Below are 22600 nucleotides of genomic sequence, written 5' to 3'. Positions count from 1 at the left end.
CGTCGAGCAGCCCCATCCGCGCATAGATCCACGAGCCGGTGCACACGCTGGTGAGTAGCGTCGCCTCGGGCTGCTCGACGACATCGCGGCGACCAGCCGCAAGGAACCCGACCGGGCCGAAGCCGGCCCGGCGGGGCTGGTGCCGATCGACCGGCTGGCCGCGCTCGCCCCCGCCTGCCGGGTCAGCCGCGCGCGGGTGGTCGACGCGGGCCGGATCGTCACCGCCGGCGGCATCAGCTCGGGCATGGAGATGGGCTTCCACCTGCTGCGGCGGGCCGGCTACGACGAGGATTTCGTGGCCGAGGTGGCCCGGGTGATGGAGTACACCACCGCCTACCAAGCCTATCGCGACGACCGGGAGGAGCGCTAACCGCTGGTGTCCGGCAGCCGCTGGCGGGTGGCCACCGCCACCCGGTTCCAGACGTTGATCACCGACACGGCCATCAACAGCTGCACCACGGTGGTCCTCCCCGCCCGCGCGGGGGCACGGACCGGTCGCGCCGGGCGCGAAAAGGTGGTCAGCGCACCACTTCGCGGTGCGCGGTGTCGGTGCGCCGCGTCCAGCCCCGCCGGTCGAGGTGCTCCAGCAGGGGGATGGCGACCCGCCGGGAGGTCTCCAACGCGCGGCGTGCCGCGCTGGTGGTGAAGGGCTGCGGCAGCGCCGCCAGCCGGCGCATCGCCAGAGCGGGCGCGGTGGGCAACAGCACCACCCCGCCGCCGAGTCGCAGCAACCGGCCGGCGTTTTCCGCGGCGGCCAGTTCGCGGGCACCCAGCCGCAACGCGGCCAGGTCGTGGGCCTCGGGTGCGTGGAACGGGTCGGCGGCCAGCCGGGCTTCCAGGTCCGCGATCGCCGGTTCGGCCGGGCCCAGATCGTCGTGCCCGGGCGCGCGGATGTGCCCACCGCGGTGCTGCAGGGCGGTTCCTTCGATGACGGTGTCGAGCAGGGCGGGGTCGGGCAGACCGAGCAGGTCAGCCGCCGCGCCGCGGGAAAGCCCGGGCGCCAACGGGTTACGCCGGTGCTGTTCTTCGACCGCTTCGACCAGGCGTTGCCGCCAGCGCCGGTGGCTCTCGGCATGCACCCACCAGCCGCGCACCGCCCGCACCTCGGGGCCCGGGTCGCCGGTCAGCCCGAGCCGGCGCAGGTGGGCGGCGCGCACCGCCCCGCGCCGGGCGACCTCGGCCGTGATGTCCCCACCCGCCGGCAGCGCGGCCAGCGCCGTCGCGCGCCGGGCCGCGTCGCCGCGCCGCACCAGATCCGGCGGGTCGGCGTCGAGCACCCGGGCGCCGCCGAGCAGCCGCGGCGCGCCCGGCTGGCGCAGCACCAGCCGGTCACCGAAGACCAGCGGCAGCGGCCGATCCAGGGTCAGCCGGGCGTGATCGGCGCCCAGCGGGCGCAGCCGGGCCGGCACCGCGGCGGTCCCGGCGTGCACGGTGAGGTGGGCCGGCGCGTCGGTGAACGCGATCCCGGTGCAGCGCCGCACGTCGAGGGTGCGGGTCAGCGGCCAGGCGTCGGGGGTGAGCAGGGCGTCGCCGCGACGGATCTCGCCGGCGGGGATTCCGCGCAGGTTCAGCGCGACCCGCGCGGTCGGCGTGACCGTCGACCGCGGGTGTCCGCCGCGCTGCAGCCCGCGCACTTCCACCGGGTGGGAGCCGCCCGGGCCGCACAGTTCGAGACGGTCGCCGCGGTGCACGGTGCCGGCGGCCAGCGTGCCGGTCACCACGGTGCCCGCCCCGGCGATCGTGAACGAGCGGTCCACCCACAGCCGCAGCCGCTCCTCGGCGCCAGGTGCGGGCAGCGCGCCCAGCACCCCGTCCAGGGCGGCGCGCAGGGCGTCGAGCCCGGCGCCGGTGAGCGCCGAGACGCGCACCGCGGGGGCGTCGGCCAGGCCGGTGCCGGCCAGTTCGGTGCGGGCCTGCGCCAGCACGGCCGCGGCCCGCTCGGGGGAGGCCCGGTCGGTGCGGGAGACCACCAGCAGTCCGTGCGCGATGTCCAGCGCGGCGATCGCGTCGCGGTGATCGTCGGACTGGGCGCACCAGCCCTCGTCGGCGGCCACCACGAAACACACCACCGGGGCGGGGCCCAGCCCGGCCAGCGTGTTGGCCAGAAACCGTTGGTGGCCCGGCACGTCGACGAACGCCACGTCGCGTCCCGAGGGCAGCCGGGTCCAGGCGAAGCCCAGGTCGAGGGTGAGTCCGCGGCTGCGCTCCTCGGCCCACCGGTCGGGCTGCATGCCGGTGAGCGCTTCGACCAGAGTGGTCTTGCCGTGGTCGACGTGCCCGGCGGTGGCGACGACATATCCGGTCACGGCGTCGTCGCTCAACCGGGTTCTCCGGCCAACGCGGCGCGCACCGCGGCGGTCAGCCGCTCGTCGTCGGCTTCGGGGATGCAGCGCAGGTCCAGCAGGCAGCGGCCGTCGCTGACCCGGGGCAGCACGGCGGGGTCGCCGGTGCGCAACGCCGCCGCGGTGGCGGCCGGCAGCGCCACCGCCCAGCCTGGCAGGGGCACGCCGGGCGCACCGCCGCCGCCGACCCGCCCGTCGTGGGCCACGACATCGGCGCCGACCGCCGCGGCCAGCGCTTCGGTGCGGGCTCGCAGCCGGGCGGGGTCGGCGTGCAGCGCCGCGGTGACCGGCGGGGTGGGCCCGGCGACGGTGGCCTCCAGCGCGGCCAGGGTGAGTTTGTCGGCGCGCACCGCGCGGGCCAGCGGGTGGCGGGCCAGCACCGCCACCGGGTCGGCGGCACCCAGGATCAGCCCGGCCTGCGGCCCGCCGAGCAGTTTGTCGCCGCTGGCGGTGACCACGTCGGCGCCGGCCGCCAGCGCGGTCGCGGCATCCGGCTCCTCGGGCAGCGCCGGGTCGGGGGCCAGCAGGCCGCTGCCCAGATCCACCACCAGCGGCACACCGTGGTGCCCGGCCAGCGCGGCCAGTTCGTCGACGTCGACCGCGGCGGTGAAGCCCTCCACCCGGTAGTTGCTGGTGTGCACCTTGAGCACACAGCCGGTGTGCGGGCCGAGCGCGGCGGCGTAGTCGTCGGGGTGGGTGCGGTTGGTGGTGCCGACCTCGCGCAGCCGCGCGCCGGTGGCGGTGATCAGATCCGGCAGCCGGAATCCGGCGCCGATCTCGATGAGCTCACCGCGGCTGACCACCACCTCCTTGCCCGCCGCCAACGCGGTGGTGGCCAACACCAGCGCGGCGGCGCCGTTGTTGACCACCAGCGCGTCACCGGCGGCGGGGCAGGCGGCCAGCAGCGCGGCCCGGGCGGCCAGGCCGCGCCGCGACCGCGACCCGGTCGCCAGGTCGAGTTCGACGTCGACATACCCGCTGGCGGCGACCAGCGCGTCGACGGCGGCCGCCGACAGCGGGGCGCGACCCAGGTTGGTGTGCACCACCACCCCGGTGGCGTTGAGCACCGGGCGCAGCGTGGCCGCGCTGCGGTCGGCCAGCGCCGCGGCCACCTCCGCGGCCACCGCCTTCGGAGCCAGTTCGCCGCGGCGGGCGCGCTGCTGTACGGCGCGGACCACGGCGGCCACCACGTGCTCGCCGAGGCGGGCGCGGGCCCGCTCGACGGCCGGGGAGGCGAGCAGCTGATCGGTGCGCGGGATCCGCCGCCGTGGATCGGTCTGGGTCACGATCGTTCCCCCTCGGTAGGGCTGGCGGAGGCGGACGGGAATCGAACCCGCCAGACCGAGCTACTCGGCCTCACCGGTTTTGAAGACCGGGGGGACCACCAGGAACCCAAACGCCTCCGCGCCCAACCTAGTCAACGCCGCATCCGGTGCCGCGGGCAGCGCACCCGCCCCGGAGCCCGCGGTTACAGTGCACGGCAGTCCCCGACGAAAGGAGCGCCAGTGAGTGCCGACGAGGCCCCGCCAGCGAGCGCCGACGCGGCCCCGCCGGTGAGCGGGAACGACGGCGCGCTGCGGCTCACCGGCTATGCCCACGGCGGCGGCTGCGCCTGCAAGATCCCGCCCGGGGAGTTGGAGGACGCGGTGCGCGGGCTGACCGGCCAGGCCGGCGCCGACATCCTGGTCGGCCTCGACGACGGCGACGACGCCGCCGCGGTGCGGGTGGGGCCGGATCTGGCGGTGCTGTCCACCGCGGACTTCTTCACCCCGGTCGTCGATGACCCGTTCGACTGGGGCCGCATCGCCGCCGCCAACGCGCTCTCCGACATCTACGCGATGGGCGGGCGGCCCGTGGTGGCGATCAACCTGGTCGGCTGGCCGCGCGAGGTGTTGCCGTTCGAGGTGCTGCGGGAGGTGCTGCGCGGCGGGCTGGCGGTGGCCGCCGAGGCCGGCTGCCCGGTGCTCGGCGGGCACACCGTCGACGACCCCGAACCCAAGTACGGGATGGCGGTGACCGGGGTCGCCGATCCGGACCGGCTGTTGCGCAACGACGCCGGCAAGCCCGGCGTGCCGGTGACGCTCACCAAGCCGATCGGGGTGGGCGTGCTCAACAACCGGCACAAACAGACCGGGCAGGTGTTCGCCGAAGCGGTGGCCAACATGGTCACCCTCAACCGGGAAGCGGCCGGCGCGGCGCTGGCCGCCGGGATCGAGGCGGCCACCGACGTCACCGGTTTCGGGCTGCTCGGGCACCTGCACAAACTGTGCCGCGCGTCGGGGGTGGGCGCGGTGCTGCAGGCCTCGGCGGTGCCGGTGCTCGCCGGGGCGCGCGAATCGCTGCGCGCGGGGTTCGTCTCCGGTGGCACGCGCCGTAACCTGGATTGGGTGCGCCCGCAGCTGCGGGTCGGCGCCGGTGTCACCGAGGACGACCTGCTGCTGCTGGCCGATGCGCAGACCTCCGGCGGGCTGCTGGTCGCCGGCGAACTACCCGGCCACCCGGTGATCGGAGAGCTGGTGGCCGGCAACGGAATCGAGGTGCGGGCATGAGTGAATTCAAAGTCGGCGACCACGTCACGTGGAACTCCGAGGCGGGCCACGTCAGCGGCACCGTCACCAAGGTGCACACCAAGGACGTGGAGTACAAGGGGCACATGCGCCGCTGCAGCCCCGAAGACCCGCAGTACGAGATCAAAAGCGACAAAACCGATCACGTCGCGATGCACAAGGGCTCGGCGCTGCGCAAGACCGACGGCTGACGCTTCGGCGCGGTGTCCGTTGTGCGCTGCACACTCAGTGCATCGGGCAGCCGTTCGCGGCGCCCGCGGTGGCGTCGTGGTGGCGGTAGCGGGTGTCGGTGACACCGCCGCGGCGGGCCAGCACTTCGGCGATCTGGACGTTCACCGCCCACCACCGATCGCTGTGCCGGGCCCGGATCACGCGGCGCAGCCCCGCGCCGGGAACCATATCCAGCAGCATCCGGAGCTTGACGTTGGCATGGACGGCCACACCGGCCAGCGTCGTCCACGGCTGCAGCGGCACATCCCGATAGGGCGTCGCGGCGACCAAGGCGCGGGCCAACGGTTCGCCGCTGTAGTAGGCGACGGCGCCGAGCACCGGCGCCACGGCGGCGCGCGCAACCGCACCGGGCACGCCGCGGGCGGCCGCGAGGTTATCGGCGGCCGCGCGGGTCATGGTCTCGGTGCCCGAGGTCGGCCCGCCGGCGGTGGAGGCCATGTAGTCGGCCAGCAGGATGCCGTCCTCGGCGGTGGTCGGGATGATCTCGGGTGCCACCCCCAACAGGTAGGCGATGTAGGCCCAGTAACGCATCACGGCGTCGAGGTCGCGCACCGACTTGGTGCGGCCGTGGTTGTGGTCGGTCAGCATCGGCAACAGCCCCATCGTGACCGCGGCACCCATGGTGGTGCTGGTGGAGATGGGGTTGCCGTGCCGGGTGAAATGCTCGTCGCCCCAAGCTCGTCGCAGCCCCATGCGCACCTGGGCGTGCATCAGCCGCACCCGCACCGTGTCCTTGAACTCCGGGCCGTAGCGGTCGAGCATCCCCGGCTTGGTGACGGCATGGAACCATTTCATGGTCTCCAGGTTGCGAACGCGGGGCGCGTTGACGAACCGCTTGGTCGCTCCGGTCGCCGAGGACACCTCGGCGCCGACGAACGTCCCTATCGCGTCCTGGATGCCCATCCCGAGCTTGCCGGCCAGCGAGCAGTCGATCCAGAGCCGCCGGCCGCGCTCCCAATCCCTCGGGTCATGCCAGTCGGGCGGCTGATCCAGCGCGGCGAACAGGTCTACCAGCTCCGCGGGCGGGTCGGCCACCGCCGCGATGCCCTCATCGAGGGCCTGCTCGAGCAGCTGTCGTCCGCGCTTCATCCCGATCGTGCGGAAGCGCTCGACGACCGCGTCCATGAGCTCATCGCCCTGCCAGTAGTGGTCGATGAACAGGTCGAGCAGGCTTCGTTGCCGCGGCGTGGGGCGTGCCGGCCGGACGGCGTCGAAGACCGACAGCTTCGACCATGCCGGATCGGGCCGCAGTCGCGGCGGCGGCGGCCGCAGCGGCATCCCGGAGCGATAGCAGTAGTCGTAGGGATGCGGAGTCACCGGTGCGGTGCGGGTCGCGGTCATGACGCGGCCTTGTCGGAGACGGCGCGAGGCCGCGGTGGCACGGCGACGCGGCGGCGAGCGGCCTCCACCTCGCGGATCTCACCGAGCAGCCGCGGTGCGTTGAGCACGGCGCGCGCGGTGTGCCGATACGCCTGGCGCACCAGCAGATTGGGCTGCTGGAAATCGACCGCGGCCTGCACCGGTTCGGGCATCATGTCCATGATCACCCAATAGGCCAGGCCGTAGAAGGGGCGCAACGGGGTGATGCCCGGCGGGTTGAGCAGCTGCAGGTACTTGATGTTGTCGGCGTTGAGACCCACTTCCTTGGCCGACGGGGATTCGGTGAGCACCCGGCGGCACTCCGCCCTGCTCCGCGGTAGGTCGGTGCCGCCGAGGGCCTCCCCGATTCGGGCGTACTCCCGGTAGAACTGGTCCAAGTCCCGGCCCCGCAACGGTTTCGGGTGATAGCGCCGGTGCGCACCGGCCAGTCCGTCGACCACGCTGGCGTAGGTCCAGCGGAAGAACTCCGGTTCGTCGGCGTCGTAGGGTTTGCCGTCCGGTCGGATGCCCTTGACCCGATGGTGCATGGCTTTGACGGTCTGGCACAGCGATTCGGCGGTCTCGGTGGAGCCGTAGACCACCCCGGTGAAGAAGGAGAACGTGTGGCCGGCCCGCACCATCAGACCGTCTTTGGAGAAGGTGCCGGACCGCACGGTGCCGTCGGGGCGCCGGCCGACCAGCTTGGAGTGGTCATATACCGCGTACTGAATGTCCTGGTGCAGGATGTCGATGATCGCGGTGTTGACCATGCCGACGACGATCGACGGGGTGTGGGTGTGGACGTACCAGGCGGCACTGTCGGGTCCGAACCAGCCGGGATCGCCGAGTGGGCCGGCGAAGCGGGCCTTCTTGAAATACTCCGGCCGCTGGATCTCGAAGAACAGGTCCATCGGGTTGAGCACGGCGGTGGGTCGTCGGCGAAGTTCCGTCCAGATCGGTGAGAGGTCGACCGCCGAACCGTCGTCGAGGGGCAGCACCAGGCGAGCGAGTTCGTCGATGGGGTTGACGGAGGGGAGCAGACGGTCGAACGGGGCCATCGTCGCGCCTTTCTGTCGAGCAGCGTGTGTGCGCTACCTCACAATCCAGGCTAGAGTTGAACTCAGCTCGACTTCCACTCACTTTTCGGCGAGCAGACTTTTCGGCGAGGTCCCCGCGTATGGCCAGGTCATCACGGAGCATTCCGCAGCAGATTCGTGCGCAGCGCACGATCGAGGAGATCCTTGCCGCATCTGCTCAACTTTTGGACCGGGACGGATATCAGGGTCTGTCGACGAACCGGATCGCTGAGGAAGCCCATCTCAGCATCGGAACGGTCTACCGCTACTTCGCCGACAAAGACGCGATCGTCCTCGCGCTGCGCGGCCACGCCGAAGAGGACATCATGCGCCGGTTGGTGGCCGCGTTGGCGGAAGCGCTGTCGATGGAGGTGACAGCCGGCGCCCGCCACGTCCTCGCGGTGCTGGTCGACGCGCTCGAAGAGCACCGCGGCGTGATGGGCGCGGTCATCAACGACCTGCCGATGGGCAGCCAGAGCAACGTGTTGCCCGGCATCGAAGAGCACCTCCACCATCTGGCCCGGCTGACGCTGTTGCAGCACTACCCGCAGCTGGACTCGGCCGATGCCGACGAGATCATCTACCTGGGCATGGGCACGGTGCTCCAACTCGCCTTGCGCATCGCGATCGACCGTCCACCCGGGATGAGCAAAGAGTCACTGCTCGACCGGGCCGCCGCACTGTTGGTGGGGGCGAACCAGATCCTCGCGGCGCAGACCGCGGCCGAAGAAACCTAGTCCACCGTGGTGATCGCGTCGTCGACGACCCCGGCCGCGCGGCGGGCGTCCAGGCGACGCTTCTGCGGCTCGACCGTGTAGCGCGGGTCCTTCGCCGAGGCGATGCCGGCCTCGAAAATACCCAGCCGGGTCAGCGCCGACCCGGCCAGCAACGCCAGACCCGACGCCGCGGCCACCGGCCGGTACCGCCCGCCCAGCGCCGTACCGATCCCGCCCGCGACGACCAGGCGCTGCGCCCACCGCAGCTGACGGCCGGGTCGGCCCTGCTGCAGCGGCTCGACCGTCACCGGGTCCATCCGACGCTCCATCACCCGGCTGGCCACCAGATCGGCGATCACCCCCAGCAGCGCGAACCGTCGTGCCGGGCCGGCTTGGTCAACCGGGGTGGTGATCATCGCCAGCCCGCCTGCGGCCAGGCTCGCCGAGCCGGCGAACACGAACGGCAGGTCCCGGTGCGCGGCGTTCCAGGTCGGCACCGCGGTGTCGCCCAACAGGACCGCGGTGTAGACCGCCAGCGGCGGAGCCAGCACCGCGGCCTCCAAGCCCGCCGCGGGCGCCGCGGCGTGCAGCACCGGGCGCAGCCGGCCCAGCGGCAGCCGGCCCCCGGTGAGCCGGTCCACCTCGGCGCCGGCCGCCACTGCCGCGCCGGCGCCGAACGCCGAGAGCAACCAGGAGCCCAGGTTCATCGGTGAGGTCGGCTTCACGATGCGTAGCATGTTGAGGAAGCGTTCCGGGCGTCCCAGGTCGGCGATGAGCGCGAGCGCGCCGAGGCCCGTCGCGGCCAGCGCGGCCAGCCGGGAATTGCGTCGCAGCGCGGCCCGGCCGGTGAGCTGCGCACCGGCACCCAGCACCGCCGACCCGCCGGCCACGCCCCCGAAAAACAGGTAGGCGGCGATCTTTTCGTCCCACGGCGGCGGCTTGACCACCGGACGTCCATAGTAGGAACTGAACTGCACGTCGGGCACCATCGGTGTCTCCCGACGGCCCCCGCCGCGACGGCGACGCCGGGTTCCCGCCGCGCGTTCGCCGAATGGCCCGCTCACGAGCGCCCCCGCCAGAACGCCACCACCGCGGCGCCGGCCATGCCGGCCGCCGCCCACAGTGACCGGGTGAACATCGCCGGCAGGTCCGCGGTGGGCACCCGCGGATCCGGCGGCAGCCCGTACACCTCCGGCTCGTCGAGCAGCAGGAAGATCGATCCGGTTCCGCCGACGCCGTCGTGGTCGTTGGCGCCGTACAACCGGGCCTCGGTCAGGCCCTGGGCGTGCAACTCGGCTACCCGGGCGCGGGCCCGGGCCAGCATCTCGTCGCGGTCGCCGAACCGGATCGACTCGGTGGGGCAGGTCTGCGCGCAGGCCGGCTGCTCGCCGTCGACGAGCCGGTCGTAACACATCGTGCATTTCTGCGCGATGCCGGTCTCGCGATGTTGCGGTCCCCGTTCGGTTTTCGGGGCGGCCACCCCGTCGGGGCGGCGTTCGATCACCCCGAACGGGCAGGCCGCCACACAGTTGCCGCAGCCGTTGCAGACGTCGTCTTGGACCACCACGGTGCCGAACTCGGTGCGGAACAGCGACCCGGTGGGGCAGACATCCAGACAGCCGGCGTGGGTGCAGTGCTTGCACACGTCGGAGGCCATCAGCCAGCGGAACTCCGGGGTGTCCGGCGGGCTGGTGTCGTCGGGTGTCTCGGCTTCGGCGGGGCCGCCGATGCGCGGCATGCCCAGGTCGGTCAGGGCGCGCCCGGCGTCGCGGGCCTGGGTGATCCGGTCCTGGGTCTGCTCGACGAAGGCGACGTGGCGCCAGGTGTTGGCGCCCAACGCGCCGGTGTTGTCATAGGAGGAACCCAGCAGCTCCAACTCGCCGTCGCGGGGCAGGCCGTTCCACTGCTTGCAGGCCACCTCGCAGGCCTTGCAGCCGATACAGATCGAGGTGTCGGTGAAAAACGCCTTGCGTGGCCGGGGTTCGGGCCAGCGCGCATCCGCGCTGGGATCGGTGGGCCCGGTCAGCTGACCCATCAGCTCTCCTCCTCGCTGGTGACCCGCTCCTGGCCGGTCGCCACCGTCACCCCGGCACGGGACTGATACTCGGCGACCAGTTCCAGCAGTCGCGGGCCGCGCGGGCGGCGGCCGGGCCGGATGTCGCACAGGCCGGCCTTGGACTCCTGGATGTGCACGTTGGGGTCGAGGGTGATGCCGAGCAGGTCGTTGGCGGCGTCCCCGCTGACCACCGCGTCCCCGCCGACCCCCCAGTGGTAGGGCAGCCCGATCTGGTGCACGGTGCGGTCACCGAGCCGCAGCGGCGCCATCCGCTCGGTGACGAGCACCCGGGCTTCGATCGCCGCGCGCGGCGAGATGATCGTGGCCCAGCCGTAGGGTTCGAGGCCACGCTCGGCGGCCAGTTGCGGGGAGACCTCGCAGAACATCTCCGGTTGCAGCTCCGACAGGTAGGGCAGCCAGCGGCTCATCCCGCCGGCGGTGTGGTGCTCGGTCAGCCGGTAGGTGGTGAACACGTACGGGTAGACCGCGGCGGCGGGATCGGTACCGCTGGGCGCGGCGAGGTTGTCCCGGCGCGGGAACAGCACCCGGGCCGGGCTTTGCTGCTGCGGGTACAGCGGGTTGGGCACCGGCGATTCCGGCGGCTCGTAGTGGGTGGGCAGCGGGCCGTCGACCAGCCCGGTGGGGGCGAACAGCCACGCCTTGCCGTCGGCCTGCATGACGAACGGGTCGTCGCCGGCCAGGGCGGCGGGCCCGCCGACGGTCGGGTCGGGCCGGGCGTCGGGAGCGCGGTCGACGACGAAGTCGGGTTCGTCGTGGCCGACCCAGCGGCGGCTGGTCTCGTCCCACCAGATGTAGCGCTTGCGTTCGCTCCACGGGCGACCGGCCGGATCCGCGGAGGCGCGGTTGTACAGGATCCGCCGGTCGGCCGGCCACGCCCAGCCCCACTCCGACTGGCTGGGGCTCGGCCCGCCGCGTGGCACCCGTCGGGCGGCGTGGTTGATCCCGTCGGCATACACCCCGGTGTAGATCCAGCAGCCCGCCGCGGTGGAGCCGTCGGCGCGCAGCTCGGTGTACGACGTCAGCGGCGCCCCGGCCGCCGGGCCGCTGAGGTGGCGGCCGTTGATCTCGGCCAAGACCGCCTCGGGGTCGGGCTCGCCGTGCTCGTCGACCGGGTAGTCCCAGGTCAGATCCAACAGCGGCCGGTCCCGCGGATCGGTGGAACCGGCCAGCTTGGCCCGGATGCGGTTGCCCAGGTCGACGAAGAACTCCAGCTCGCTTTGGCAGTCGCCGGGTGGGGTCACCGCCTGGTGGCGCCATTGCAGCAGCCGCTGGGTCTGGGTGAAGGTGCCCGACTTCTCGACGTGGGTGGCCGCGGGCAGGAAGAACACCTCGGTGTCGATGTCGGCGGCCCGCAGCTCCCCGGACTCGATCTCCGGGCCGTCCTTCCACCAGGTGGCCGACTCGATCAGGTTGAGATCACGTACCACCAGCCATTTCAGCTGCGCCATCCCCAGGCGCTGCATCCGTCCGTTGGCCGACCCGACCGCCGGGTTCTGACCGAGCAGAAAATAGCCCTCCACCTCGCCGGCGAGCATCCCGGTCACGGTCTGGTAGGTGCCGTGCGCACCGGTGAGCCGCGGCAGGTAGTGGTAGCCGAAGTCGTTGCCGGGGTGGGCGGCCTCGCCCCACCACGCCTTGAGCAGACTGATCGTGTAGGCGTCGGCGTCGGCCCAATACCCTTTCTGGGCTTTGGATCCCACCGCGTTGACGTAGTCGGCCAGGGTGTCGTGGGTGCCGGCCATCGGCATCGGCAGGTAGCCGGGCAGCAGGTCGAACAGGGTGGGGATGTCGGTGGAGCCCTGGATGCTGGCGTGTCCGCGCAGCGCCATGATCCCGCCGCCGGGCCGCCCGATGTTGCCCAGCAGCAACTGCAGGATGGTGGCGGTGCGAATGTATTGGGCGCCGAAGCTGTGCTGGGTCCAGCCGACGGCGTAGGCGAAGCAGGTGGTGCGCTCCCGCCCGGAGTTGGCGGTCATGGCCCGCGCCAGGTACTCGAAATCGCTTTCGGCGATACCGCACACCTCGGCGACCATCTGCGGGGTGTAGCGGGCGTAGTGGCGCTTGAGGATCTGGAACACCGTGCGCGGATCGGTCAGGGTGTCGTCGCGGTGGACCTGCGGATGTGCCAGGGGCGGGCCGCCGCTGCCGTGCACGTCACCGGCTCCGCGCGCCGAGGCGTGCGCGCCGTGCTCGTGCCCGCCGGCGGGGGAGTCCACGCGGCCGCCGCCGCGCGCGGCGTAGGACCACGTCGCCGGATCGTAGGCACCGGTGTCGGCGTCGAACCCGGAGAACAGACCGCCCAGGTCCTCGGTGTCGCGGTAGTTTTCGTCGATCAGGGTGGCGGCGTTGGTGTAGGCCAGCACATAGTCGCGGAACCACAGATCGTGGGTGAGTACGTAGTTGATCAGGGCACCGAGCAGCGCCACATCGGAGCCGGCCCGGATCGGGATGTGCTTGTCGCACACCGCCGAGGTGCGGGTGAACCGCGGGTCGACGTGGATGATGGTGGCGCCGCGGGCGCGGGCCTCCTCGACCCACTGGAAGCCGACCGGGTGGCATTCGGCCATGTTGGAGCCCTGGATGACGATGCAGTCGGCGTTGGCCATGTCTTGCAGGCTCTGGGTGGCGCCGCCTCGCCCGAACGAGGTTCCCAGACCGGGAACCGTGGCGGAGTGTCAAATCCGGGCTTGGTTCTCGATCTGGATGGCGCCGGCGGCGGTGAAGAGTTTCTTGATCAGATAATTCTCTTCGTTGTCGAGGGTCGCCCCGCCTAGCGCGGCGATACCCATCGTGCGGTACAGCGGCCGGCCTCGATCGTCGACGTCCTGCCAGGTGCGCCGCCGTGATTCGATGAACCGGTCGGCGATCATGTCGATCGCGGTGTCGCGGTCCATCGGCTGCCAGTCCTCGGCGCCGGGGGCGCGGTAGAGCACGCGGATCTGGCGGCCGGGGGAGTTGACCAGCTGCTCGCTGGCGGCGCCCTTCGGGCAGAGCCGGCCCCGTGAGATCGGCGAGTCGGGGTCGCCCTCGATGCCGATGACCTTCTCGTCTTTGACGAAAACCCGCTGCCCGCAGCCGACCGCACAGTACGGGCAGACGCTTTGCACCACTCGATCGGCGGTGGCGGTGCGGGGCGCGATGGCGCGGGTGCGCGCCGAGGTGGCCGCCGGACCGCGGCCCAGGAGGTCCCCGGTGCGCAGTTGGCGCAGCACCGGCCAATCCAACCGAATCTTCCTTCGCGCCATGCTCATCAGGTTAGCCCAGGCAGCAATGCGCCGGGGACGATGTCGAGGAGCATGCGCCCGCGGTGAACCGCCGGACTGCGAGTTGAATGAAAGGACCTTGGTCCTCTGGTCTAGCGGCGGCAACCGGGCCATAATTGACGGACCGGCAAAACCGGTACCTGCCCGAAGTGATGCTTCGCCGACGTGTCGCCAGTAGGTCGACTCGCCGTCCTAGGGAGGGGTCTTCACTTCGGGCAGGGCCCCACCGGGCGGCATCGCGGGGCGCGGCGTGCGGGCGCCGGGGATCAGTGCAGCTTGTTCAGCTCGGTGAGCGCCAGCGTGGAGTGCGCGTAGGCGCCGCCGGCGCGCATCTCGGCCGCCACCCAGATGGCTTCCATGATCTGCTCGTCGGACGCGCCTTTGCGGTGGGCGAGTTTGGTGTGGCCCTGGATGCAGTACGGGCACTGGGTCACATGGGCGACCGCGACCGCAATCAGCTGCTTGGTCTTCTCATCCAGGGCGCCCTCGGCGAAGACCGCCTTGGAGAACGCCTCGAACGCCTCGTTCGCCTTGGGCGTCAGTTCCTTGCGGCGGTTGTAGATGTCGGCGGTGGCGGCGGGGTAGATGTCATCGGCCATGAATGTCTCCGTTCCTGATCGGGTGCCCGCGACTCAGTCGAGCAGTTGGCGCAGCACGTACTGCATGATCCCGCCGTGGCGGTAGTAGTCCGCCTCGCCGGGGGTGTCGATACGCACCACCGCGTCGAACTCGGTGTCGCCGGCCTTGACGTGCACGGTGTCGGGGATGTCGTCGGCCAGGGCCGTCACCCCGGTGATGTCGAAGGTCTCCTCGCCGGTGAGGCCGAGGGACTCGGCGTTCTCACCTTCGGGGTACTGCAGCGGCAGCACCCCCATGCCGATCAGGTTGGACCGGTGGATGCGCTCGTAGGATTCGGCGATCACCGCCTGCACCCCGAGCAGGATGGTGCCCTTGGCCGCCCAGTCCCGCGACGAGCCGCTGCCGTACTCCTTACCGGCCAGGACCACCAGCGGGGTGCCCGCGGCCAGGTAGTTCACCGAGGCGTCGTAGATCGTGGTCACCGGCCCGCCATCCTGGGTGAAGTCGCGGGTGAACCCGCCCTCGGTGTCGGGTGCCAGCTGGTTGCGCAACCGGATGTTGGCGAACGTGCCGCGGATCATCACCTCGTGGTTGCCGCGCCGGGAACCGTAGGAGTTGAAGTCCTTGCGCTCGATGCCGTGCTCGGACAGGTACTTTCCGGCCGGGGAGTCCGCCCGGATCGAGCCGGCCGGGCTGATGTGGTCGGTGGTCACCGAGTCACCCAGTTTCGCCAGCACCCGCGCCCCGGTGATGTCGGTCAATGGCTGCGGTTCGCGGGTCATGCCGTCGAAGTACGGCGGCTGACGCACATAGGTGGAGTCCGGATCCCACTGGAAGGTGTCGCTGTTGGGCACGTCGAGGTTGCGCCAGTGGTCGTCGCCGGTGAACACGTCGCCGTAGCTCTTGGTGAACATCTCGGCTTGCAGGTTGTCGTCGATGATCGCGGCGACGTCGGCCTCCGACGGCCAGATGTCGCGCAGGTAGACCGGTTCGCCGTCGCTGCCGGTGCCCAGCGGGTCCTTGAGCAGGTCGACGTGCAGGCTGCCGGCTAGCGCGTAGGCGACCACCAGCGGTGGGGAGGCCAGGAAGTTCATCTTGGTCTCCGGGTGGATGCGGCCCTCGAAGTTGCGGTTACCCGACAGCATCGAGCACACCGTCAGGTCGTTCTCGTCGACGGCCTTGCTCACCTCGGGGATCAGCGGTCCGGAGTTACCGATGCAGGTGGTGCAGCCGTAGCCGACCAGGTTGAAGCCGAGCTTGTCCAAATAGGCGGTGAGCCCGGCCTTTTCGTAGTAGTCGGTGACCACCCGCGACCCCGGGGCCAGGGTGGTCTTCACCCACGGCTTGCGGCTCAGGCCTTTTTCGACGGCGTTCTTGGCCAGCAGCGCCGCCCCCACCATCACCGACGGGTTCGACGTGTTGGTGCACGAGGTGATCGCGGCGATCACCACGTCGCCGTTGTCGAGTTCGAAATTGGTGCCGTCGGACAGCTCCACCTTGGTCGGCGACGACGGCCACTCGTGCTCTTTGCCGTCGAACCGCACGGTGCGCGGCCGGCCCGCGGGCTGGCTGACTTCGCCGAAGGCGATCGGGTCGCTGGCCGGGAAGGAGTCCGCCGAGGCCTCGTCGAGTTCGGACAGCGCCTGGGCGGTGGTCTCCGCCCCGGCGAGCAGCGCGGAGACCGCCTGCGGGGCGGCGCGCAGCGGGATGCGATCCTGCGGGCGTTTGGGTCCGGCGATGGAGGGTTCGACGGTCGCCAGGTCCAACTCGATGACCTGGGAGTAGTCCGGCTCGTGGTCGGGGTCGTGCCACATGCCCTGTTCTTTGGTGTAGGCCTCCACCAGTTTGATCTGGTGCTCGGAGCGTCCGGTCAGCCGCAGGTAATCCAGGGTGACCTGATCGACCGGGAAGATCGCACAGGTAGCGCCGTATTCGGGGCTCATGTTGCCGATGGTGGCGCGGTTGGCCAGCGGGACGTTGGCCACACCGGGCCCGAACAGTTCGACGAACTTGCCGACCACCCCGGTGCTGCGCAGCAGTTCGGCGACGGTGAGCACCAGGTCGGTGGCGGTGGTGCCGGGCTGCATCTCCCCGGTGAGTTTCAGCCCCACCACCGGCGGGATCAGCATCGACAGCGGCTGGCCGAGCATGGCGGCCTCGGCCTCGATACCGCCGACGCCCCAGCCGAGCACCCCGAGCCCGTTGACCATCGGGGTGTGGCTGTCGGTGCCCACCAGGGTGTCCGGGTAGGCCTGCTTGCCATTGTCGCCGTCGCGGGTGAACACCACCCGGGCGAGGTACTCCAGGTTCACCTGGTGGCAGATGCCGGTGCCCGGCGGCACCACCGAGAAGTCGCGGAAGGCCTGCTGGCCCCAGCGCAGCAACTGGTAGCGCTCGGAGTTGCGCTGGTATTCCAGTTCCACGTTGACCTTGAACGCGTCGGCGCGACCGAAGACGTCGGCGATCACCGAGTGGTCGATCACCAACTCGGTGGGACACAGCGGGTTGATGGCCTCGGTGTCACCGCCCAACTCGGTGATGGCGTCGCGCATCGCGACCAGGTCCACCACACACGGCACGCCGGTGAAGTCCTGCATCAGCACCCGGGCCGGGGTGAACGCCACCTCCCGGCCGTGCGCGGCCGCGGGATCCCAGTCGGCCAGCGCGCGCACCTGCTCGTCGGTGACCATCCGGCCGTCCTCGTTGCGCAGCAGGTTCTCCAGCAGCACCTTGAGGCTGTAGGGCAGGCGCGCCGAACCCTCGACGCGGTCCAGTCGATAGATCTCGTAGGTGGTGTCGTCGACGGTGAGCTGATCGCGTGCGCCGAAACTGTCCTTGGAGCTGGCCATGACTGGACCCCCTCAACGGTCGGTGGAGCTGGTCTTACCCTCCAACCTAGTCAAAAACACCTGCTCGGGGCAGGGCCTTTCGGAACCGCATGGGGCCACGACGAATTCGGGCCCCCGGCGTCGTTGCCGGGGGCCCGAAGACGGTGGTGTGGTTAGAAGGAGGTCAGCATCGCCAACAGCGGCTCGATGAACGCCATCGGGTCGAACATGGTGAACAGGTCGGTCAGGCCGGCGAAGTCGCCGATGTTGAACAGGTCGGTCATGCCGGTGGTGAGGGCGCCGATGTCGAAGAGGTTGGTGAAGGTGCCAGCGTCGAAGAGGTTGCCCAGCGTGCCGGTGATCGAGTTCACCAGTTGCTCGGGCACCGCCATCGCCGTGTCGGCGAATTCCGACATGAACCCGGTGAGCCCGCCTGTCGCGTCTCCGCCGAGGGCGCCGGCGATGATCTGCGGAATCCCTTCGGCGAGGAAGGCCAACGGGCCGATCCCGGCCCCACCTGGCAAGAGGGGGGTGAACAAGCCGGGGGTGATGGCCCCCATGTTGTCCCAGCCATTGAGGAAGGCATCAGCCAGTGTCGTCGGGGTGTTGATCAGCGCGCCGAGGCTCTCTAGCGGTCCGGCGGCATCGGAGATGGCTTGCATGCTGGCGAAGATCGCCTGAACGGTCGCGAAGACCGGCGACAAGGCGCTGATGCCGCCGGCCAGCAGCGAGCCGGTGAGACCACTTCCCACGTCGCCGACGACGTTCGCGAGGTTCTGCACGATCTCGCCGGGAATCTGAGCGGCGGGCAGGAGAGGTAGCGCCGCGCTGAACAGCAGGGTCATCATTCCGGAGTCAAATGTCGACCCCGCGCCCAGGAAATCGCCGCCGCTGATCGCCTCGATCATGCCGTCGAGGAAATAGCCCAAATTGAGTCCCGGCTGATCGTCGAGAAAAAACGCCAGCGTCCCGGTCACCGCGCCCTGCAGCCCACCCAACAGCGTCGTGCCGTAGCCCAGTTGATTCGTCAGGAACTGGGTCAACGCCGGGGCGCCGTTGTCGAGCACACCCTCGCCGATCGCGGCGATATTGCCGAAGGTATTGCCGAACAGGTCGATGACGGGGCTGATCGGGTCCAGATCGCTCAGCGCCGTCAGCTGAATGTCAACCAGGTGACTCTCAGGTAGCGCAGTCACCACTGGCGTAGCGGCGATCAGGCCAGCTCCGGCGAGGGCGACGCCCGCCGCGGCATAAGGACGAACAGCTATGTGCACGAATCTTCTCCTTTGAAATCCCTTACTAGAAGCTGAGCAGATAGCTCAAGACGGTACGTCTCGTACCGAGCATGGTCAATACCGGCGAGTAACAAAGTTTGCGGAGCGGGTCGGCTTCAAGCCGTCCGTCAAGGCGGGAGCCCGCGGCCGCAGGCAAGCCGCGCAACCGGGGCATATTGTCCGGCCGCGACGATATGGTGCGGCCATGACCTGGGGGAATCAGTACCGGCGCAGCGAACGCTCGCAGCAGGCGATCCTGCGGGCGGCGCTGGAGTTGTGCCGCGAAGTGGGCTATGAGGCGCTGCGAATCGAGGCCATCGCACGCCGCGCCGAGGTCGGGAAGCAGACCATCTACCGCTGGTGGCCATCGAAGGGCGCATTGCTGTTGGACGCGTTGCGGGACGTATCGGCGCCGGCGGGCGTGTATCCCGATACCGGGAACTTGTTCGACGACCTGCTCAACCAAATGACGGTGGCCGCGGAGTACATGTTCTCCACCGAGCGTCGCGCAGCCCTCATCGGGGTGTTCGACGCCGCCCACCACGACCGCGAACTGGCCGATCAATTACTCACCGGCGTCATCGCGCCACGAACCGAAGCGGGGATGGCCCGACTGCGCGCCGGTGTCGCGGCCGGCGATCTCGCCGCGAACACCGATGTCGCGCTGCTGCTCGAGCAGGTCTACGCGCCGCTGTACTACCGGATGCTCGTCACGGGCGAACCGGCCGATGACGATTACCTTCGCCGCCACCTGCGCGCGCTGCTGGCCGCACCGCCGTTGACGGCGGAGGGAACGCCGCCAGAGCCGGGCGCCTCGAACTAACTCGCCGGACGCGTCACCCGTGGGCGATCTTCAGCATCTCGGCCACGTCAACCAGCTTGACCCGCGGGCGACCGTGCGGCTCACCGGTGGAGCGCTCGTGGGCGTCGATCGCACGCCAGTGGTCGTTGGTCACCAGCTTCGGCTGCCGCGACGCCAGCCACTCCATCAACTCCGTACTGCGCTCCTCGCCGCCGGTGTCGATGTCGGCGGCCGCCAGGTCGGCCGCCACGGTCGCGACCGTGGCCGCCGAGTCGCTCTTGTTGGAGCCGATCACCCCCGACGGTCCGCGCTTGATCCACCCGACCACGTACTGGTTGCGGGTGCCCTCGATGCGCCCGTCGGTGTGCGGAATGGTCCCGGAGCGTTCGTCGAACGGCAGCCCCGGGGTCGGCACCCCGCGGTAGCCGACCGACCGCACCACCAGTTCGGCCGGCAACACCTCGCGCTCACCGGTGTCCCTGGCCGCCACCCGCCCGTCCTCGCCGGTGACCAGTTCGTTGCGGCCCAGCACGATCTCCTGCACCTGTCCCTCACCGCGGATCTCGATCGGGGAGGTGCGGAACCGGAACACGATCCGCCGGTTGCCCGGGGTCTGTTCGGCGCCGACGTAGCTGCGCAGCACCTTCAGATTCTGCTTGGGGTGTTTGCCCGCCGCCTCGATGTCGGCGTCGGTGATGCCGTCGAACTCGGCCTCGTCGATGACGACGTCGACGTTGGCCAGCCCCTTGAGCGTGCCCAGCTCCCGCAGCTCCGGGCTGGTGAACGTGGCCTGCAGCGGCCCGCGCCGCCCGATGATCACCACCTCCTGGATATCGCACGGCCCCAGCAGATCCAGCGCGTGATCGGCGATGTCGGTGGTGCGCAGCTCGGCGGGATCGGTGACCAGGATGCGCGCCACGTCCAACGCCACGTTGCCGTTGCCGACCACCACCGCGCGGTGGCAGGACAGGTCCGGGGTCTTGTCGTGGTAATGCGGGTGGGCGTTGTACCAGCCGACGAAGTCGACGGCGGCCACACTGCCCGGCAGGTCCTCGCCGGGGATTCCCAGGTGGCGGTCGGACTGGGCGCCGATCGCGTAGATCACCGCGTCGTAGCGTTCGGCCAGCTCGTCGGGATGCACATGGTCGCCGATGCGCACGTTGCCGAAGAACCGGAACCGGTCGTCCTCGGCGATCTTGTCGAACTGCGCGCTGATCGACTTGATCTTCGGGTGGTCGGGGGCGACGCCGGAGCGCACCAGGCCCCACGGCGTGGGCAGCATCTCCAACATGTCGACGCGCACGTCGGTGTCGTCGAGCTTCAGCAGCGAGGCCGCGGCGAAGAACCCGGACGGACCCGAACCGACGATGGCCACATGGTAGGGGCGCATTCTCCCGCTTTCTGTCGTCGCCGGCCACGGCACGCGAGGGCTGCCGCGTGGTAGCCGTGTGATGCATCTAACGGCTTCCTTCGATGCTAGCCCCGACCCGGCGGGGCGTGGCCGGTTACGCCGGTAACCTGGGGACCCGTGGAAACCGACCGGCAATCCGACATCGCCGCCCTCGACGTCACCCTCACCACCGTGGAGCGGGTGCTCGACGTCGAGGGGCTGCGTGGGCGGATCACCCAGCTCGAACAGGAGGCCTCCGACCCCAACCTCTGGGACGACCAGGCCAACGCCCAACGGGTCACCAGTCAGCTCTCCCAATCTCAGGGGGAGCTGCGCCGGGTGGAGGAGTTGCGCGGCCGGCTGGACGATCTGCCGGTGCTCTACGAGCTGGCTGCCGAGGAGACCGGCACCGCAGGTGAGGACGCCCGCGCCGAGGCCGACGCCGAACTGCGTGCCCTGCGCGCCGACATCGAGGCGATGGAGGTGCGCACCCTGCTCTCCGGGGACTACGACGAACGCGAGGCGCTGGTCAACATCCGGGCCGGAGCCGGGGGCGTCGACGCCGCCGACTGGGCCGAGATGCTGATGCGCATGTACATCCGGTGGGCGGAGAAGCACAACTACCCGGTCGAGGTGTTCGACACCTCCTACGCCGAGGAAGCCGGCATCAAAAGCGCCACCTTCGCGGTGCACGCCCCGTTCGCCTACGGGACGCTGTCGGTGGAGCAGGGCACCCACCGGCTGGTGCGGATCAGCCCATTCGACAACCAGAGCCGCAGACAGACCTCGTTCGCCGAGGTGGAGGTGCTCCCGGTGGTGGAGACCACCGACCACATCGAGATCCCCGAAAGCGACGTGCGCGTCGACGTATACCGCTCCAGCGGGCCGGGCGGGCAGTCGGTCAACACCACCGACTCGGCGGTGCGGCTGACCCACGTGCCCACCGGGATCGTCGTCACCTGTCAGAACGAGAAGTCGCAGCTGCAGAACAAGGTGGCGGCGATGCGCGTGCTGCAAGCGAAGCTGTTGGAGCGCAAGCGATCCGAGGAGCGCGCCGAACTCGACGCGCTCAAGGGCGACGGCGGCAGCTCCTGGGGCAACCAGATGCGCTCCTATGTGCTGCACCCCTATCAGATGGTCAAGGACCTGCGCACCGAACACGAGGTCGGCAACCCCAGCGCGGTGCTCGACGGCGACATCGACGGCTTCCTCGAGTCCGGGATCCGCTGGCGCAACCGGCCCGACGAGGACTGAGCGGCGCGCATGACCGGCACCGACTACGTGGCCCTGCCGCTGGAGCAGAGTTGGCAGCGGTTCTGGCACGGCGAGATCGGCGTCTGGATCCTCGACAAGGGCCTGCGGATCACGCTGCTGGTGCTCGGTGCGGTGCTGGCCGCGCGGTTCATCAACTGGGCCGCCCGCCGGATCGCGCGCCGCTTCGAGGAGGAGTTCCAAAGCGGCGACGCGCTGGTGCGCTCCGAGGAGTCCAAACACCGGCAGGCGCTGGCCGCGGTGGTCTCCTGGGGCGCCATCGTGCTGTTGTTCGTGGTGGTCGCGGTCAAGATCACCGACATCGTCGACGTGCCGATCGGATCGCTGGCCGCCCCGGCCGCGGTGCTCGGCGGTGCCCTCGGTTTCGGCGCCCAGAAGCTGGTGCAAGACCTGCTCAGCGGCTTCTTTCTGATCCTGGAGCGCCAGTACGGCTTCGGTGACCTGGTGCGCCTGGAGTTGACCTCCACGGCGATCGCCGAAGGCACCGTCGAGGACGTCACCTTGCGGGTGACCAAGCTGCGCACCGCCGACGGCGAGGTCTATACCGTCCCCAACGGGCAGATCGTCGAATCGCTGAACATGTCCAAGGACTGGGCGCGGGCGGTCGTCGACATCCCGGTGCCGACCAGCGCCGATCTCAGTGTGGTCAACGACGTGCTGCACGGCGTGTGCGAACGCGCCGTGGAGAAGGACACACCGCTGCACGATCTGCTGTCGGGCAAACCGACGCTGATGGGGGTGGAGAGCATCCAGCTCGACACCGTCAACCTGCGGATGGTCGCCCGCACCCTGCCCGGCAAGCAATTCGAGGTCGGCCGGCGGCT

At 70.5% G+C, this 22600-nt stretch carries 18 protein-coding genes and 1 tRNA gene; 7 read left to right on the top strand and 12 right to left on the bottom strand.

The annotated features are described in order from the left end of the window. Window positions 1-139 precede the first annotated feature (139 nt). Window positions 140-370 (top strand): type 1 glutamine amidotransferase family protein, encoded by a 231-nt coding sequence (locus tag A5643_RS04210; RefSeq protein WP_197497637.1) that lies wholly within the window; start codon window positions 140-142, stop codon window positions 368-370. Window positions 371-518: 148 nt separating this feature from the next. Here the strand turns inward: A5643_RS04210 and selB are convergent, their stop codons facing one another. The 3 genes from selB to A5643_RS04195 form a co-directional block, all read right to left on the bottom strand. Next, window positions 519-2321 carry a selenocysteine-specific translation elongation factor gene (gene selB / locus A5643_RS04205; RefSeq protein ID WP_231995447.1) on the bottom strand — a complete coding sequence of 601 codons (1803 nt, stop codon included), beginning with the start codon at window positions 2319-2321 and terminating at the stop codon, window positions 519-521. Then, the gene (gene selA, locus A5643_RS04200) at window positions 2318-3628 is read right to left on the bottom strand and encodes an L-seryl-tRNA(Sec) selenium transferase (RefSeq protein ID WP_066852256.1); all 1311 of its coding nucleotides are present in this window, start codon (window positions 3626-3628) and stop codon (window positions 2318-2320) included. Before selA ends, selB begins: the two co-directional genes overlap by 4 nt. A 22-nt stretch (window positions 3629-3650) precedes the next feature. Beyond that, window positions 3651-3746, bottom strand: a tRNA-Sec gene (locus A5643_RS04195). A 149-nt stretch (window positions 3747-3895) separates the two neighbouring features. Here A5643_RS04195 and selD point away from each other — a divergent pair. Continuing rightward, window positions 3896-4891, top strand: a complete 996-nt coding sequence (gene selD / locus A5643_RS04190) for a selenide, water dikinase SelD (RefSeq protein WP_066852262.1) — start codon at window positions 3896-3898, stop codon at window positions 4889-4891. Beyond that, window positions 4888-5100: a hypervirulence associated TUDOR domain-containing protein gene (locus tag A5643_RS04185; RefSeq protein ID WP_066852254.1), complete on the top strand. Its 213-nt coding sequence runs from the start codon at window positions 4888-4890 to the stop codon at window positions 5098-5100. Before selD ends, A5643_RS04185 begins: the two co-directional genes overlap by 4 nt. Window positions 5101-5134: 34 nt before the next feature. Here A5643_RS04185 and A5643_RS04180 read toward each other — a convergent pair whose 3' ends face one another. Next, window positions 5135-6481, bottom strand: a complete 1347-nt coding sequence (locus A5643_RS04180) for an oxygenase MpaB family protein (RefSeq protein ID WP_066852252.1) — start codon at window positions 6479-6481, stop codon at window positions 5135-5137. Then, a complete protein-coding gene (locus A5643_RS04175; RefSeq protein ID WP_066852250.1) occupies window positions 6478-7557 on the bottom strand; it encodes an oxygenase MpaB family protein in 1080 nt (359 codons plus the stop codon). Before A5643_RS04175 ends, A5643_RS04180 begins: the two co-directional genes overlap by 4 nt. Window positions 7558-7676: 119 nt before the next feature. Between A5643_RS04175 and A5643_RS04170 the strand changes: the two genes are divergently transcribed. Next, entirely contained in the window at window positions 7677-8312 is a 636-nt protein-coding gene (locus A5643_RS04170; RefSeq protein ID WP_082948715.1) for a TetR/AcrR family transcriptional regulator, read from the top strand. On the opposite strand, the gene nrfD is transcribed toward A5643_RS04170, so the two are convergent. The 6 genes from nrfD to A5643_RS04135 form a co-directional block, all read right to left on the bottom strand. After that, window positions 8309-9280 carry an NrfD/PsrC family molybdoenzyme membrane anchor subunit gene (gene nrfD / locus A5643_RS04165; protein ID WP_082948714.1) on the bottom strand — a complete coding sequence of 324 codons (972 nt, stop codon included), beginning with the start codon at window positions 9278-9280 and terminating at the stop codon, window positions 8309-8311. The genes A5643_RS04170 and nrfD overlap by 4 nt on opposite strands. Window positions 9281-9351: 71 nt before the next feature. Beyond that, entirely contained in the window at window positions 9352-10326 is a 975-nt protein-coding gene (locus A5643_RS04160) for a 4Fe-4S dicluster domain-containing protein (protein ID WP_066852246.1), read from the bottom strand. After that, window positions 10326-13613: a formate dehydrogenase gene (fdh, locus tag A5643_RS04155; protein WP_231995446.1), complete on the bottom strand. Its 3288-nt coding sequence runs from the start codon at window positions 13611-13613 to the stop codon at window positions 10326-10328. Before fdh ends, A5643_RS04160 begins: the two co-directional genes overlap by 1 nt. A gap of 284 nt (window positions 13614-13897) precedes the next feature. Then, entirely contained in the window at window positions 13898-14230 is a 333-nt protein-coding gene (locus A5643_RS04145) for a carboxymuconolactone decarboxylase family protein (protein WP_066852241.1), read from the bottom strand. A 33-nt stretch (window positions 14231-14263) separates the two neighbouring features. After that, window positions 14264-17059 carry an aconitate hydratase gene (locus tag A5643_RS04140; protein WP_066852239.1) on the bottom strand — a complete coding sequence of 932 codons (2796 nt, stop codon included), beginning with the start codon at window positions 17057-17059 and terminating at the stop codon, window positions 14264-14266. Between the two features lie 152 nt (window positions 17060-17211). Continuing rightward, window positions 17212-18312, bottom strand: coding sequence for a hypothetical protein (locus tag A5643_RS04135; RefSeq protein WP_156628519.1), 1101 nt, complete (start codon window positions 18310-18312; stop codon window positions 17212-17214). 205 nt (window positions 18313-18517) lie between these two features. Here A5643_RS04135 and A5643_RS04130 point away from each other — a divergent pair, with 205 nt between their 5' ends. Next, a complete protein-coding gene (locus A5643_RS04130) occupies window positions 18518-19135 on the top strand; it encodes a TetR/AcrR family transcriptional regulator (protein ID WP_082948713.1) in 618 nt (205 codons plus the stop codon). A gap of 13 nt (window positions 19136-19148) precedes the next feature. Here the strand turns inward: A5643_RS04130 and A5643_RS04125 are convergent, their stop codons facing one another. Continuing rightward, window positions 19149-20504, bottom strand: coding sequence for an FAD-dependent oxidoreductase (locus A5643_RS04125; RefSeq protein ID WP_066852234.1), 1356 nt, complete (start codon window positions 20502-20504; stop codon window positions 19149-19151). Between the two features lie 138 nt (window positions 20505-20642). Here A5643_RS04125 and prfB point away from each other — a divergent pair, with 138 nt between their 5' ends. Continuing rightward, the gene (prfB, locus tag A5643_RS04120) at window positions 20643-21758 is read left to right on the top strand and encodes a peptide chain release factor 2 (protein WP_066852232.1); all 1116 of its coding nucleotides are present in this window, start codon (window positions 20643-20645) and stop codon (window positions 21756-21758) included. Between the two features lie 9 nt (window positions 21759-21767). Further along, window positions 21768-22600, top strand: an 833-nt coding sequence (locus A5643_RS04115) for a mechanosensitive ion channel family protein (protein ID WP_066852231.1), incomplete at its 3' end; no start/stop codon positions are given.

This window comes from Mycobacterium sp. 1274756.6, assembly GCF_001668625.1.
Classification (GTDB): domain Bacteria; phylum Actinomycetota; class Actinomycetes; order Mycobacteriales; family Mycobacteriaceae; genus Mycobacterium.
Note: the sequence above shows the minus strand (reverse complement) of the source record. Positions and strands in the feature narration are given on the sequence as shown.